Below are 14,805 nucleotides of genomic sequence, written 5' to 3'. Positions count from 1 at the left end.
CGCTCCCACGACGCCGAGCGTGCCGGCAAGTCGTGAACTCTATTGGAGTTAAATCCTCTGATTAGAGGAAATACGCCCCGACTCGCGTTAAACTGCGCGGGTTTTTAGCCCCCCATTCTCCGGAGCCTTCCATGTCCCGCGTTACCCTGAGTCGCTATTTGATCGAGCAGACCCGCAGCAACAACACGCCTGCTGATCTGCGCTTCCTTATCGAAGTGGTGGCGCGTGCTTGCAAGGAAATCAGCCACGCCGTGTCCAAAGGCGCCCTGGGTGGCGTGTTGGGCAGCATGGGCACTGAAAACGTCCAAGGCGAAGTGCAGAAGAAGCTCGACGTAATCTCCAACGAAATCCTGCTCGAAGCCAACGAATGGGGCGGCCACCTGGCCGGCATGGCGTCCGAAGAAATGGACAATGCCTACCAGATCCCGGGCAAATACCCGAAAGGCGCGTACCTGCTGGTATTCGACCCACTGGACGGTTCGTCCAACATCGACATCAACGCACCGGTCGGCACCATCTTTTCGGTACTGCGCTGCCCGAGCGAATACCTGAGCCAGAACGAAGCCTTGAACGAAAAGGCTTTCCTGCAGCCAGGCACTGAGCAGGTTGCGGCCGGCTACGCGATCTACGGCCCACAGACCATGCTGGTGCTGACCCTGGGCGACGGCGTCAAGGGCTTCACCCTGGACCGCGAAATGGGCAGTTTTGTGCTGACGCACGAAGATATTTCGATTCCTGCTTCTACCCAGGAATTCGCGATCAACATGTCCAACCAGCGTCACTGGGAAGAGCCGGTGAAACGTTACGTCAACGAACTGATGGAAGGCGAAGAAGGCCCGTTGAAGAAGAACTTCAACATGCGCTGGGTCGCTGCGATGGTTGCCGACGTACACCGTATCCTGACCCGTGGTGGTCTGTTTATGTACCCACGTGACAGCCGCGAGCCGTCCAAGCCGGGCAAGCTGCGCCTGATGTACGAAGCCAACCCGATGTCGTTCCTGGTCGAGCAGGCGGGCGGCGCGTCCACCGACGGCCACCAGCGCATCCTCGATATCCAGCCAGAAGGCCTGCACCAGCGCGTGGCGGTGTTCCTGGGTTCGAAGGAAGAAGTTGAGCGTGTGACCGGTTACCACAAGAAGTAAGCCCCTGTGGTGAGAGAGCATTCATGACGTGATGTTTTGAATGACAAGAAGCCCCGAAACGTTTCAGCGTTTTCGGGGCTTTTTTGTTTTCGCTCGTCGGGAACCAGACACCTCTTTTCCCTTCTAAGCTTCTGGCAGATACCCCAGCTGCTTTGTCTCTCCAGGAGCTTTTCCATGTCTTTACGCCGTCTCGCCCTGCTGGCTTTTTGTGTGCTGTTAGCCGCTTGCAGCAAGGTCAATCAAGAAAACTACCAGAAACTGTCGGCTGGCATGGCCAAGGCCGAGGTGGAGTCGTTGCTGGGTAAGCCGACCGATTGTTCCGGTGCGCTGGGTATGTCCAGCTGCACGTGGGGCGATAAAAACAGCTTTATCAGCGTGCAGTACGCCGGTGACAAAGTTCTGATGTTTTCCGGGCAAGGCCTGAAGTAAACCGGGGCGCGAGCCTGCGGGAGAAGAAGAATGATGCGTTTTGTTTTGTTCCTTTGCGCCAGCCTGTTTTTGGCGGGCTGCGCCAGCCATTCTGGCGATGATCTGCAACCCAAGACTGCCAGCAACGTCAACCTCAAGCGTTACCAGGGCACCTGGTATGAGTTGGCCCGATTGCCGATGTACTTCCAGCGCAACTGTGCGCAATCCGAAGCCCGTTATACCTTGCTGCCGGATGGTGATATGTCGGTGTTCAATCGCTGCCTGACACCTGAATGGAAGTGGCAAGAGGCTAAAGGCACGGCCACGCCGCAAGTGCCCGGCAAGACCGACAAGCTGTGGGTGGAATTCAATAACTGGTTTACGTCACTGCTGCCGGGCGTCGCCAAGGGCGATTACTGGGTGCTGTATGTGAGCGATGACTACAAGACTGCCATCGTCGGCAGCCCGAGCCGCCGCTATATGTGGATCTTGTCGCGCACGCCGACGGTGAGTGCCGATACCCGTGAAGACCTGCTCAGCAGGGCGCGGCAGCAGGGGTATGACACCACGCGGTTGATCTGGCGTACGTCGGACAAGCAGATGGCGAAGACTTCGCAGTAATTAAATGTGGGAGGGGGCTTGCTCCCGATAGCGGTGTGTCAGTATCAGATGTACTGGCTGACACACTGCAATCGGGAGCAAGCCCCCTCCCACATTGGTTATATGTTGCCTGTCAGCTCAACAAATCCCTCAGGACTTGGGTGAATGCCCGGCTGCTTTCCTCTTCACCGGCATGTCGCCCATCGCGCACCACCCACTTGCCGTTGACCAGCACATCGCGCACCTGTCGATCACCACCGGCGAACAGCCAGCGATTGAGAATCCCATCCTCATGGGCGGTCGCCAGGTACGGGTCATTACCGTCGAGCACAATCCAGTCCGCGCGCTTACCTGCTTCCAAGCGACCAATTGGCTGGCCCAGCGCTTGGGCGCCACCGTCCAGCGCGGCATCGAACAGCGTGCGGCCAACCATCGGCTGATCACTGCGATACAGGCGATTACGCCGTTGGTCGCGCAGGCGCTGGCCGTATTCCAACCAACGTAATTCCTCTACCACGCTCAGTGACACATGGCTGTCGGAACCGATACCCAAACGCCCACCCTGGGCGAGGAAATCCACCGCCGGGAAAATCCCATCGCCCAGGTTGGCCTCGGTGGTCAGGCACAAGCCGGCAATCGCGCGGCTTTTGGCCATGCGTGTCACTTCATCAGGGTCGGCATGGGTGGCGTGCACCAGGCACCAGCGCTCATCCACCTCGACATTGTCATACAACCATTGCAGCGGGCGTTTACCGCTCCAGGCCAGGCAGTCGTCGACTTCTTTCTGTTGTTCAGCGATGTGGATATGCACCGGGCAAGTCTTGTCACTGGCCGCCAGAACGTCCTGGATTTGCTGGGGTGTGACGGCGCGCAGTGAGTGGAAGCACAGGCCCAGTTGCTGCGCAGGTTGTGCCGCCAGGATTGGTTGCAAGCGGGCTTGCAGGTCGAGGTAATTCTCGGTGCTGTTGATAAAGCGTCGTTGCCCTTCATTCGGCGCCTGGCCGCCAAACCCGGAGTGGGTATACAGCACCGGCACCAATGTCAGGCCGATCCCGCTGCTGGCGGCCGCCAGGCTGATCTGGCGCGACAGCTCCGTACGGTCGGCATAGGGCTGGCCGCTGACATCGTGGTGCACGTAATGAAATTCGGCCACCGAGGTGTAGCCGGCCTTGAGCATTTCGATATACAGCTGGCGGGCGATGACCTGCAATTGATCGGGGCTGATCTTGCCGACCATGCGGTACATCAGGTCACGCCAAGTCCAGAAACTGTCATTGGGGTTGCCGGCCACTTCGGCCAGGCCCGCCATGGCGCGCTGGAACGCATGGGAGTGCAGGTTCGGCATGCCCGCCAATACCGGGCCTCTCAGTCGTTCGGCGCCGTCTGCACTGGCATTGGGCTCAACGTGGGTCAGCAGGCCATCGGCGCTGACTTCAAGACGTACATCGTTGGCCCATCCATTAGGCAGCAGCGCGCGTTCGGCAAAGAAAGCGGACATGATCAAGGCACCCCGGTCGTGTGTTTATTTGTATATACATATACAGACGTTTGCCTGCTCGGTAAACTCCGGCAATCTATGCATCTTTTCTCCTTGCAAGGATTCCCTGTGCCGACTCCGCCCGCCAAGTCTTCGCTGGCTGCCCACATGGACGAAAGTCCGGCGCCCTTGTATGCCCGCGTCAAACAAATGATCAGCCAGCAGATCCTCAACGGCAACTGGCCGCCGCATTACCGCGTGCCGTCGGAAAGCGAACTGGTCAGCCAGTTGGGTTTCAGCCGCATGACCATCAATCGCGCCCTGCGTGAGCTCACCGCCGAAGGGTTGCTGGTGCGCATGCAGGGCGTCGGCACCTTCGTAGCGGAGCCCAAGAGCCAGTCAGCGCTGTTTGAAGTACACAACATTGCCGATGAGATTGCCTCCCGCGGGCATCGGCATACTTGCCAGGTCATTACCCTGGGCGAAGAGGCCGCCGGTTCCGAGCGTGCCGTCGCCTTGGAAATGCGCGAAGGCGGGCGGGTGTTCCATTCGTTGATCGTGCATTACGAAAACGACATTCCCGTGCAAATCGAAGACCGTTTCGTCAACGCCCTGGTTGCGCCCGAATACCTGCAGCAGGATTTCACCCAGCAAACCCCTTATGCCTATTTGAACCAGGTCGCGCCGCTGACTGAGGGCGAACATGTGGTTGAAGCCATCCTTGCCGACGCCGCCGAGTGCAAGCTTTTGCAAATCGAGCCGGGCGAGCCATGCCTGTTGATCCGCCGCCGCACCTGGTCGGGTCGCCAGCCGGTGACCGCCGCGCGGTTGATCCACCCCGGTTCCCGTCACAGCCTCGAAGGACGTTTCAGTAAATGAGTAAAGTGATCGTGCGGCGCGCCACCGACTACGTGCGCATGCCGTGGAAAAACGGCGGCGGCAGTACCGAAGAAATTGCCCGTGACGCGGGCGCTGGCCTGGATGGTTTTGGCTGGCGCCTGTCGATCGCCGATATCGCTGAGTCGGGTGGTTTTTCCACCTTCGCTGGCTACCAGCGCGTGATCACGGTAATCAAGGGCGCGGGCATGGTATTGACCGTGGATGGTGAGGAGCAGCGCGGCTTGTTACCGCTGCAGCCGTTCGCGTTCCAGGGCGAAAGCCAGGTGTCATGCCGTTTGATCACGGGGCCGATCCGCGATTTCAACCTGATTTATTCGCCTGAGCGTTACCAGGCGCGTCTGCAGTGGATTGATGGTGTGCAACGTTTTTTCAGCACGGCGCAGACGGTGTTGGTGTTCAGCGTGGCGGATGAAGTGAAGGTGCTGGGCGAAAAACTCGGCCATCACGATTGCCTGCAAGTGGACGGTAACACTGGCTTGCTGGATATCTCGGTCACTGGTCGTTGCTGCATTATCGAACTGACCGCACGCGGTTAAAAAATGTGGGAGGGGGCTTGCTCCCGATAGCAGTGGGTCAGTCATTTATAGGTAACTGATACACCGCTATCGGGAGCAAGCCCCCTCCCTCAGTTGTTTTTGTATGACCCATAGATCTGTTTCCAACCCGCGCACCAATTTGTTACCGAATGCCCCAGCGTGACGCAAAGTTTCGCTGCCGTGACAAATCCTCCTCGCCGCAAAACGTCTCCTTAAGAAATTTCATATAGCCCTGAGGCCTTGATTTCAAAGGCTCGCACGTACTTCGCAAAAAAATCCAAACCGCCTCCGCATAAAGTTGGCCGCTCGATTGCATATGCTTGTACATACAAGTAAAGATGTGTGCGTAAGACTCTCCTTCGCACCATCCATGTTCGCGCATCATGCCGAGGAGTCCAGCAGTGACCGATTTTTCGAAAGCCAGGCCTACAAAATACCGTGACGTCGAAATCCGCGCCGCCCGCGGTAACACACTGACCGCCAAAAGCTGGCTGACTGAAGCGCCGTTGCGCATGCTGATGAACAACCTCGACCCGCAAGTGGCCGAGAACCCGAAAGAACTGGTGGTGTACGGCGGTATTGGCCGTGCGGCGCGCAACTGGGAGTGCTACGACCAGATCGTCGAGAGCCTCACTCACCTGAACGACGACGAAACCCTGCTGGTGCAATCGGGCAAACCGGTCGGCGTGTTCAAGACCCACAGCAACGCCCCACGCGTACTGATCGCCAACTCCAACCTGGTGCCGCACTGGGCCAGTTGGGAGCATTTCAACGAACTGGATGCCAAGGGCCTGGCCATGTACGGCCAGATGACCGCCGGCAGCTGGATCTACATTGGCAGCCAGGGCATCGTCCAGGGCACCTATGAAACCTTCGTCGAAGCCGGTCGCCAGCATTACAACAGCGACCTGACCGGCCGCTGGGTGCTCACTGCCGGCCTCGGCGGCATGGGCGGCGCCCAGCCGCTGGCGGCAACCCTGGCTGGCGCCTGCTCGCTGAACATCGAATGCCAGCAGGTCAGCATCGATTTCCGCCTGAACAGCCGCTATGTCGACGAGCAAGCCACCGACCTCGACGACGCGTTGGCACGCATCGCCAAGTACACCAAGGAAGGCAAGGCTATCTCCATCGCCCTGCTGGGTAACGCAGCAGAAATCCTGCCGGAACTGGTCAAGCGTGGCGTACGCCCGGACATGGTCACCGACCAGACCAGCGCCCACGACCCACTCAACGGCTACCTGCCAGCCGGCTGGACCTGGGACGAATACCGCGCCCGCGCCAAGACCGAGCCCGCCGCCGTGATCAAGGCCGCCAAACAGTCGATGGCCGTGCACGTCAAAGCCATGCTGGAATTCCAGAAACAAGGCATCCCGACCTTCGACTACGGCAACAACATCCGCCAGATGGCCCAGGAAGAAGGCGTGGAAAACGCCTTCGACTTCCCGGGCTTCGTACCGGCCTACATCCGCCCGCTGTTCTGCCGAGGCATCGGCCCGTTCCGTTGGGCGGCGCTGTCCGGCGACCCGCAGGACATCTACAAGACCGACGCCAAAGTCAAAGAGCTGATCCCGGACGACGCCCACCTGCACAACTGGCTGGACATGGCCCGCGAGCGCATCAGCTTCCAGGGCCTGCCGGCACGTATCTGCTGGGTTGGCCTGGGCCAGCGCGCCAAGCTCGGCCTGGCCTTCAACGAAATGGTGCGCAGCGGCGAGTTGTCCGCGCCGGTCGTGATCGGCCGTGACCACCTGGACTCCGGATCGGTCGCCAGCCCGAACCGCGAAACCGAAGCCATGCAGGACGGTTCCGACGCCGTGTCCGACTGGCCGCTGCTCAACGCCTTGCTCAACACCGCCAGCGGCGCGACCTGGGTTTCGCTGCACCACGGTGGCGGCGTGGGTATGGGCTTCTCCCAACACTCCGGCATGGTGATCGTCTGCGACGGCACCGACGAAGCGGCTGAGCGCATTGCCCGCGTACTGCATAACGACCCGGCCACCGGGGTGATGCGTCATGCCGACGCGGGTTACCAGATCGCCATCGATTGCGCCAAGGAGCAGGGCCTCAACCTTCCGATGATCAAGTAACCCATGTGGGAGGCGGCGTACCTAAGACAATCCATCAGAGGTTGAACACCATGGCTGCACATGACACCACTGCGTTGATCGAAAGGCGTTCGATCGACTACATCCCGGAAGCGGAAAGACATGGTCGTCTATTTAGCCAGTTCACCCTGTGGATGGGCGCCAACCTGCAAATCACCGCGATTGTCACCGGCGCCCTGGCCGTGGTGCTGGGCGGTGATGTGTTCTGGTCGTTGATCGGGCTGCTGGTCGGTCAACTGATCGGCGGCGGCGTCATGGCGTTGCATGCAGCGCAAGGCCCCAAGCTTGGCCTGCCGCAGATGATTTCCAGCCGGGTTCAGTTCGGTGTGTATGGCGCGGCCATCCCGATCGTTCTGGTCTGCTTGATGTACCTTGGTTTCACCGCAACCGGCACCGTACTTTCGGGTCAGGCGCTGGGCCAGTTGTTTGGGGTCAGCGACAGCGTCGGCATCCTGATCTTCGCCAGTGTCATCGTGCTGGTCACCGTGTTGGGCTACCGGGTGATCCATTTCATCGGCCGTGTCGCCAGCGTCATTGGCGTGATTGCCTTTGTCTACCTGTTCAGTCGCCTGATGAGTCAGACCGATGTTGGCGCACTCCTGCAGATCCGCCACTTCAGCTGGAGCAGTTTTCTGCTGGCCGTGTCGCTCGCGGCATCCTGGCAGATCGCCTTCGGCCCTTATGTGGCGGACTATTCACGTTACCTGCCGAGCAGTACGTCGTCGGTGAAAACCTTTCTCGCTGCCGGCGCAGGTTCGGTCGTCGGTGCACAGGTGGCGATGGTCCTTGGCGTGTTTGCCGCGGCCATGTCCAACGGGCAGTTCGCCGGTCACGAAGTGGCCTACATCGTTGGCTTGAGCGGTACGGGAGCCACGGCTGCGTTGCTGTACTTCAGCATCGCGTTCGGCAAGGTCACCATCTCTACGCTGAATTCCTACGGCAGTTTCATGTGCATTGCGACCATCGTCAGCGGCTTTCGTGGTCGCCTGGAGGTCACGCGTCTGCAGCGCCTGTTGTTCGTGCTGGCCATCGTCGGTACGGCAACATTGATCGCGTTGCTCGGCCAGCACTCGTTCCTCGGTGCGTTCAAGTCGTTCATCCTGTTCCTGCTGGCGTTCTTTACGCCCTGGAGTGCGATCAACCTGGTGGATTACTACTGCATCACCCGCGAGCGCTATGACGTGCCGGCACTGGCCGACCCGAACGGTCGCTACGGGCGCTGGAACCTGCTGGGTATCAGCGTGTATGTCTTCGGCGTGCTGGTGCAGTTGCCGTTCATCTCCACCAAGTTCTACACCGGCCCTTTGGTGGCCGCGATGGGCGACGTGGACATTTCCTGGATCATCGGCCTGGTACTGCCGGCGGCCCTGTATTACGTGTGTGCGAAAAAATGGCACGGCACGGTACCCGATCACCTGATCCTGCCAACAGAGCAGGGCGCTTTACCCATAACAACCGGGCTGGCTGCACAAGCCTGATGGGACGTGGACAGGGCAGGATGCCTACTGACTGCCGTAATCCATTTCATGATTGGGAGCGTCACAACAATGACTATGAATAAGACCTTGCTCGCCACCTTGTTCTCTGCGGGCTTGCTGGCAAGTGCCGGCGCCCAGGCGGCCGGTTGGTGCGAGTCCGGTAAACCGGTGAAATTTGCCGGCCTGAATTGGGAAAGCGGCATGTTGCTCACCGACATCCTGCAAACCGTGCTGGAAAAAGGCTACGACTGCAAAACCGACAGCCTGCCGGGCAATTCCATCACCATGGAAAACGCCCTGGGCAGTAACGACATCCAAGTATTCGCCGAAGAGTGGGTAGGCCGCAGCGAAGTCTGGAACAAGGCCGAGAAGGCCGGCAAAGTCGTCGGTGTCGGTGCCCCGGTCGTCGGTGCGGTCGAAGGCTGGTACGTGCCACGTTATGTGATCGAAGGCGACGCCAAGCGCAAGCTGGAAGCCAAGGCCCCGGACCTGAAAAACATCGCCGACCTGGCCAAATACGCCTCGGTGTTCAAGGACCAGGAAGAGCCCTCCAAGGGCCGGTTCTACAACTGCCCGGCCGGCTGGACCTGCGAGCTGGACAACAGCGAAATGCTCAAGAGCTACGGCCTGGAAAGTACCTACACCAACTTCCGCCCAGGCACCGGCCCGGCGCTGGATGCGGCGGTGCTGTCGAGCTACAAGCGCGGCGAGCCGATCCTGTTCTACTACTGGTCGCCGACGCCGCTGATGGGCCAGGTCGACCTGGTCAAGCTGGACGAGAAACCGGGTGTGGACAAGAGCGTCAGCATCAAGGTCGGCGTGTCCAAGACTTTCCATGAGCAAGCCCCGGAATTGGTGGCCGTGCTGGAAAAGGTCAACCTGCCCATCGACCTGCTCAACCAGAACCTCGCTCGCATGGCCAAGGAGCGAATCGAGTCGCCAAAACTGGCGAAAATTTTCCTCAAGGAACATCCTGAAGTCTGGCACGCCTGGGTGAGCGACGACGCAGCCAAGAAAATCGACGCGGCCTTGTAGGTCAAGTGTGCACGGCTACCCTCAGGGGCGGCCGGGCGGCTGGCCACAACCCACTGGATCGAGAGCACGATATGTTTCCTGAGAGTTTTACGTTTTCCATCGCCGACTGGGTCAACGGTTGGGTGGACTCGCTGGTCACCAACTACGGCGATGTGTTCCGGCACATCTCCGACACCCTGTTGTGGGCCATCGTCAACCTGGAAGGGTTGCTGCGCATGGCGCCGTGGTGGCTGATGCTGGCCATCGTCGGCGGCGTTGCCTGGCACGCCACGCGCAAGCTGGTGACCACGGCGGTGATCGTCGGTTTGCTGTTCCTGGTGGGCGCGGTTGGCCTGTGGGACAAGCTGATGCAGACCCTGGCACTGATGATGGTCGCCACGGTGATCTCCGTGCTGATCGGCATTCCGCTGGGCATTCTGTCGGCCCGCAGCAATCGCCTGCGTTCGGTACTGATGCCGCTGCTGGACATCATGCAAACCATGCCTAGCTTCGTGTACCTGATCCCGGTGCTGATGCTGTTTGGCCTGGGCAAGGTCCCGGCGATTTTCGCCACGGTGATCTACGCTGCGCCACCGCTGATTCGCCTGACGGACCTGGGCATTCGCCAGGTCGATGGCGAAGTCATGGAAGCCATCAACGCCTTTGGCGCCAACCGCTGGCAGCAGCTGTTCGGCGTGCAATTGCCGCTGGCACTGCCGAGCATCATGGCCGGTATCAACCAGACCACCATGATGGCGCTGTCGATGGTGGTGATCGCCTCGATGATCGGTGCCCGTGGCTTGGGTGAAGACGTGCTTGTCGGCATCCAGACCCTCAACGTCGGTCGTGGCCTTGAAGCAGGGCTGGCGATTGTGATTCTGGCAGTGGTCATCGACCGCATTACCCAGGCCTATGGTCGTCCACGGCATGAGGCGAGCAAATGACTACTGTCAGCAAAATCGAAGTCAAGAACGTCTTCAAGATATTCGGCACGCGCTCCAAGGATGCGCTGGCGATGGTCGGCCAGGGCAAGACCAAGGACCAGGTTCTCGCCGAGACCGGCTGCGTGGTCGGTGTGAACGACCTTTCGCTGAGCATCGGCACTGGTGAGATCTTCGTGATCATGGGCCTGTCGGGTTCCGGCAAGTCCACCCTGGTGCGCCACTTCAATCGCCTGATCGATCCCACCAGCGGCGCTATCCTGGTGGACGGCGAAGACATCCTGCAACTGGACATGGAAGCCCTGCGCCAATTCCGCCGGCACAAGATCAGCATGGTGTTCCAGAGCTTCGGCCTGTTGCCCCACAAGAGCGTGCTCGACAACGTTGCCTATGGCCTGAAAGTGCGTGGCGAAACCAAGCAGGTGTGTGCCGAGCGCGCCCTGCACTGGATCGAAACCGTGGGCCTGAAGGGCTACGAAAACAAATACCCGCACCAGCTTTCCGGCGGCATGCGCCAGCGCGTGGGCCTGGCTCGCGCCTTGGCCGCCGACACCGACATCATCCTGATGGACGAAGCCTTCAGCGCCCTCGACCCGCTGATCCGCGCCGAGATGCAAGACCAGTTGCTCGAGCTGCAAAAGACCCTGCACAAGACCATCGTGTTTATCACCCACGACCTCGACGAGGCCGTGCGCATTGGCAACCGCATTGCGATCCTCAAGGACGGCAAGCTGATCCAGGTCGGCACGCCGCGGGAGATCTTGCATTCGCCGGCGGATGAGTATGTGGATCGGTTTGTTCAGCGGCGGGCGGCGGTGGTCTGAGCCGGGGTTTGTGGTGAGTTGGCTGGCCTCTTCGCGAGCAAGCCCGCTCCCACCTTGGAATGCATTTCAAATGTGGGAGCGGGCTTGCTCGCGAAGAGGCCGGTAAGGCTGCACAAGAATTGAAGAAGGTATGAAGATGCCCCAGGCAACAACAAAAATAATCATCGCCGACAGCCCGATGCGCTGGCAGGACGTGACCGCCGTGGCCCGCCATGGCGCAGTGCTCGAACTCTCGGGCCAGGCCTGGGCGCGTATCGACAATGCCCAGGCCATCGTGCAACGCATCGTTGCCAGCGGCGAGCGTGCCTATGGCGTCAACACCGGCCTGGGCGCGTTGTGCAATGTGTCGCTCAAGGGCGAGCAACTCAGCCAGCTGTCGCGCAATACACTGCTGAGCCACGCGTGTGGCGTCGGCCCGGTGCTCAGCGACGAGCAGACCCGCGCGATCATCTGCGCGGCGATCATCAACTACAGCCACGGCAAGTCCGGCCTGCATCCGCAGGTGGTGCACTCGCTGCTGGCGCTGCTCAATCACGGCATCACCCCACACGTGCCGTCCCAGGGCTCGGTAGGCTACCTGACCCACATGGCCCATATCGGCGTGGCCTTGCTCGGCGTCGGCAATGTGAGCTACCGCGGTCAGATCGTGACGGCGCTAGAAGCATTACAAGCAGAAGGCTTGCAACCCGTGGTGCTCGGTGCCAAGGACGGCCTGTGCCTGGTCAACGGCACACCGTGCATGACCGGCCTGAGCTGCCTGGCCCTGGCCGATGCTCACCATCTGCTGCAATGGGCCGACGTGATCGGCGCCATGAGTTTCGAAGCCCAGCGTGGCCAGATCGACGCTTTTGACCAAGAAATCATCGCCCTCAAACCGCACCCGGGCATGCAGCAAGTCGGCATCAACTTGCGTGCCCTGCTCGACGGCAGCGAAGTGATCGCCAGCAGCAAAGGCATTCGTACCCAGGACGCCCTGAGCATTCGCTCGATCCCGCAGATCCACGGCGCGGCGCGTGACCAAGTGGAACACGCCACGCGCCAGATCGAGACCGAACTCAACAGCGCCACGGACAACCCACTGGTGCTTGGCACGCCGGACAACTACCGCGTGGTATCCCAGGCCAACCCCCACGGCCAGTCCGTGGCGTTGGCGGCGGACATGCTGGCGATTGCCATGGCCGAAATCGGCTCGGTGGCCGAGCGCCGCCTGGACCGCCTGATCAACCCGCACGTCAGCGGCTTGCCGGCCTTCCTGGTGAGTAACCCCGGGGTCAACTCCGGGATGATGATCGTGCAGTACGTCGCGGCGTCCTTGTGCGGGCAGAACCGTCAGTTGGCGCAACCTGCGGTGCTCGACAACTTCGTCACCTCCGGCTTGCAGGAAGACCACTTGAGCATGGGCACCAACGCCGCGCTCAAGCTGCACCAGGTGCTGACCAACATTACCCAGATTCTCGCCATCGAATACCTGCTGGCGGCCCAGGCGTTCGAGTTCCTCAAAGGCCAGCGCTTCGGCGCGGGCACCGAGAGTGCCTGGCGCCTGCTGCGTGAGCAGGTTGCGCCGTATGAACAGGATCGCTGGCTGGCCCCGGACATCGCCAGTGCCGCCGCGCTGCTTGAAGACCCCACTTTGCTGCACCACGTATTACCCCAATTGCACTGACTACTTATTCAAAAAACAATTCAAAGGAGCATGAATGTGACTGCGCTAAATCTGATTCCAGGCCAACTGAGCCTTGCCCAACTGCGTGCCATCTACCAGCAGCCGGTAACCCTCAGCCTGGATGACAGCGCCTCGGCCCAGATCGAAGCCAGCGTCGCCTGTGTGGAGCAGATTCTCGCCGAGAACCGCACCGCCTACGGCATCAACACTGGTTTTGGCCTGCTCGCTTCGACCCGCATCGCCAGCGAAGACCTGGAGAACCTCCAACGCTCGCTGGTGCTGTCCCATGCCGCTGGCGTGGGTGAGCCGATCAGCGATGCGCTGGTGCGGCTGGTCATGGTGCTCAAGGTCAACAGCCTGAGCCGTGGGTTTTCCGGGATTCGTCGCCAGGTGATCGACGCGCTGATCGCGCTGATCAACGCCGAGGTGTACCCGCACATTCCACTGAAAGGTTCGGTTGGTGCATCCGGTGACCTGGCGCCATTGGCGCATATGTCCCTGGTGCTGCTCGGCGAAGGCAAGGCGCGCTACAAGGGCGAATGGCTTGAAGCCACCGAAGCGCTGAAAGTCGCCGGCCTTACGCCGCTGACCCTGGCTGCCAAAGAAGGCCTGGCCCTGCTCAACGGTACTCAGGTATCCACTGCTTACGCGTTGCGCGGCCTGTTCGAAGGTGAAGACCTGTTCGCCGGCGCGCTTACCTGTGGCGGCCTCACCGTGGAAGCGGTACTGGGTTCGCGCTCGCCGTTCGATGCGCGTATTCATGCCGCTCGTGGCCAGCGTGGGCAGATCGACTCGGCTGCGGCCTATCGCGACCTGCTGGGCGAAAGCAGCCAGGTCTCGCAGTCGCACCAGAACTGCGACAAGGTGCAAGACCCGTACTCCCTGCGTTGCCAGCCACAGGTCATGGGCGCGTGCCTGACCCAGTTCCGCCAGGCTGCCGAAGTACTGGTGGTCGAAGCCAACGCGGTGTCGGATAACCCGCTGGTATTTGCCGCCGAAGGCGACGTTATTTCCGGCGGTAACTTCCACGCCGAACCGGTGGCCATGGCTGCCGACAACATGGCCCTGGCCATCGCTGAAATCGGTTCTCTGAGCGAGCGCCGCATCTCGCTGATGATGGACAAGCACATGTCGCAACTGCCGCCGTTCCTGGTGGGCAATGGCGGGGTGAACTCCGGCTTCATGATCGCCCAGGTGACGGCTGCCGCGCTCGCCAGTGAAAACAAGGCACTGGCCCATCCCCATAGCGTCGACAGCCTGCCGACCTCGGCAAACCAGGAGGACCACGTCTCCATGGCCCCGGCTGCGGGCAAGCGTCTGTGGGAAATGGCCGAGAACACCCGTGGCATCCTCGCGGTGGAATGGCTCGCAGCCTGCCAGGGCCTGGACCTGCGCGACGGCCTGAAAACCTCGCCAAAACTGGAAAAAGCCCGCGGCATTCTGCGCGACAAAGTGGCGTTCTATGACAAGGACCGCTTCTTCGCCCCGGACATCAACGCCGCCAGCGAACTGCTCGCCACCCGTTGCCTGAATGAGCTGGTGCCGGCCAAGTTGCTGCCAAGCCTCTAACACGCCGCTGCCTTCACTGTAGGAGCGAGCTTGCTCGCGAAAATCGCCAACGATTACGCGGTAAACCTGACATCCATCAGCGCTCTCAGGTTTTTCGCGAGCAAGCTCGCTCCTACAGGTGAGGTCGCGTTTTTCTCGGACAAGAATA

At 60.6% G+C, this 14,805-nt stretch carries 13 protein-coding genes and 1 pseudogene; 13 read left to right on the top strand and 1 reads right to left on the bottom strand.

Going from position 1 to position 14,805, the window contains the following annotated elements; all coding sequences use genetic code 11:
* Positions 1–131 precede the first annotated feature (131 nt).
* The 3 genes from JFT66_RS07055 (at position 132) to JFT66_RS07045 (ending at position 2,171) form a co-directional block, all read left to right on the top strand.
* Positions 132–1,142: a class 1 fructose-bisphosphatase gene (locus JFT66_RS07055; protein WP_034117301.1), complete on the top strand. Its 1,011-nt coding sequence runs from the start codon at positions 132–134 to the stop codon at positions 1,140–1,142.
* A 174-nt stretch (positions 1,143–1,316) separates the two neighbouring features.
* Positions 1,317–1,571: a lipoprotein gene (locus JFT66_RS07050; protein ID WP_033897714.1), complete on the top strand. Its 255-nt coding sequence runs from the start codon at positions 1,317–1,319 to the stop codon at positions 1,569–1,571.
* 30 nt (positions 1,572–1,601) lie between these two features.
* Positions 1,602–2,171 (top strand): lipocalin family protein, encoded by a 570-nt coding sequence (locus tag JFT66_RS07045; protein ID WP_034117302.1) that lies wholly within the window; start codon positions 1,602–1,604, stop codon positions 2,169–2,171.
* A gap of 112 nt (positions 2,172–2,283) precedes the next feature.
* On the opposite strand, the gene JFT66_RS07040 is transcribed toward JFT66_RS07045, so the two are convergent.
* Positions 2,284–3,648, bottom strand: a complete 1,365-nt coding sequence (locus JFT66_RS07040) for a formimidoylglutamate deiminase (RefSeq protein ID WP_198859030.1) — start codon at positions 3,646–3,648, stop codon at positions 2,284–2,286.
* Between the two features lie 147 nt (positions 3,649–3,795).
* On the opposite strand from JFT66_RS07040, the gene hutC reads away from it, so the two are divergent.
* From hutC to JFT66_RS29730, 10 genes and pseudogenes are all read left to right on the top strand, one after another.
* Positions 3,796–4,506: a histidine utilization repressor gene (hutC, locus tag JFT66_RS07035; RefSeq protein ID WP_233094216.1), complete on the top strand. Its 711-nt coding sequence runs from the start codon at positions 3,796–3,798 to the stop codon at positions 4,504–4,506.
* Entirely contained in the window at positions 4,503–5,063 is a 561-nt protein-coding gene (locus JFT66_RS07030) for a HutD/Ves family protein (RefSeq protein ID WP_198859029.1), read from the top strand. The genes hutC and JFT66_RS07030 overlap by 4 nt, the downstream gene beginning before the upstream one ends.
* A gap of 401 nt (positions 5,064–5,464) precedes the next feature.
* Positions 5,465–7,150 (top strand): urocanate hydratase, encoded by a 1,686-nt coding sequence (gene hutU, locus JFT66_RS07025; protein ID WP_332875113.1) that lies wholly within the window; start codon positions 5,465–5,467, stop codon positions 7,148–7,150.
* 50 nt (positions 7,151–7,200) lie between these two features.
* Positions 7,201–8,646, top strand: a complete 1,446-nt coding sequence (locus tag JFT66_RS07020; RefSeq protein WP_034117307.1) for a purine-cytosine permease family protein — start codon at positions 7,201–7,203, stop codon at positions 8,644–8,646.
* A gap of 69 nt (positions 8,647–8,715) precedes the next feature.
* Positions 8,716–9,681, top strand: a complete 966-nt coding sequence (locus JFT66_RS07015) for an ABC transporter substrate-binding protein (RefSeq protein WP_034117308.1) — start codon at positions 8,716–8,718, stop codon at positions 9,679–9,681.
* A 71-nt stretch (positions 9,682–9,752) separates the two neighbouring features.
* Positions 9,753–10,604 (top strand): ABC transporter permease, encoded by an 852-nt coding sequence (locus JFT66_RS07010; RefSeq protein WP_034108788.1) that lies wholly within the window; start codon positions 9,753–9,755, stop codon positions 10,602–10,604.
* Positions 10,601–11,425 (top strand): quaternary amine ABC transporter ATP-binding protein, encoded by an 825-nt coding sequence (locus JFT66_RS07005; RefSeq protein WP_056847172.1) that lies wholly within the window; start codon positions 10,601–10,603, stop codon positions 11,423–11,425. Before JFT66_RS07010 ends, JFT66_RS07005 begins: the two co-directional genes overlap by 4 nt.
* A gap of 136 nt (positions 11,426–11,561) precedes the next feature.
* Positions 11,562–13,088, top strand: a complete 1,527-nt coding sequence (hutH, locus tag JFT66_RS07000; RefSeq protein ID WP_198859036.1) for a histidine ammonia-lyase — start codon at positions 11,562–11,564, stop codon at positions 13,086–13,088.
* 30 nt (positions 13,089–13,118) lie between these two features.
* Positions 13,119–14,657, top strand: coding sequence for a histidine ammonia-lyase (gene hutH, locus JFT66_RS06995; protein ID WP_152612301.1), 1,539 nt, complete (start codon positions 13,119–13,121; stop codon positions 14,655–14,657).
* A gap of 30 nt (positions 14,658–14,687) precedes the next feature.
* A pseudogene (locus JFT66_RS29730) lies at positions 14,688–14,774 on the top strand (outer membrane lipoprotein carrier protein LolA); the annotation flags it as partial.
* Positions 14,775–14,805: the final 31 nt, after the last annotated feature.

The organism is Pseudomonas sp. MF6755, assembly GCF_016405635.1.
Classification (GTDB): Bacteria; Pseudomonadota; Gammaproteobacteria; order Pseudomonadales; family Pseudomonadaceae; genus Aquipseudomonas; species Aquipseudomonas haemolytica.
Note: the sequence above shows the minus strand (reverse complement) of the source record. Positions and strands in the feature narration are given on the sequence as shown.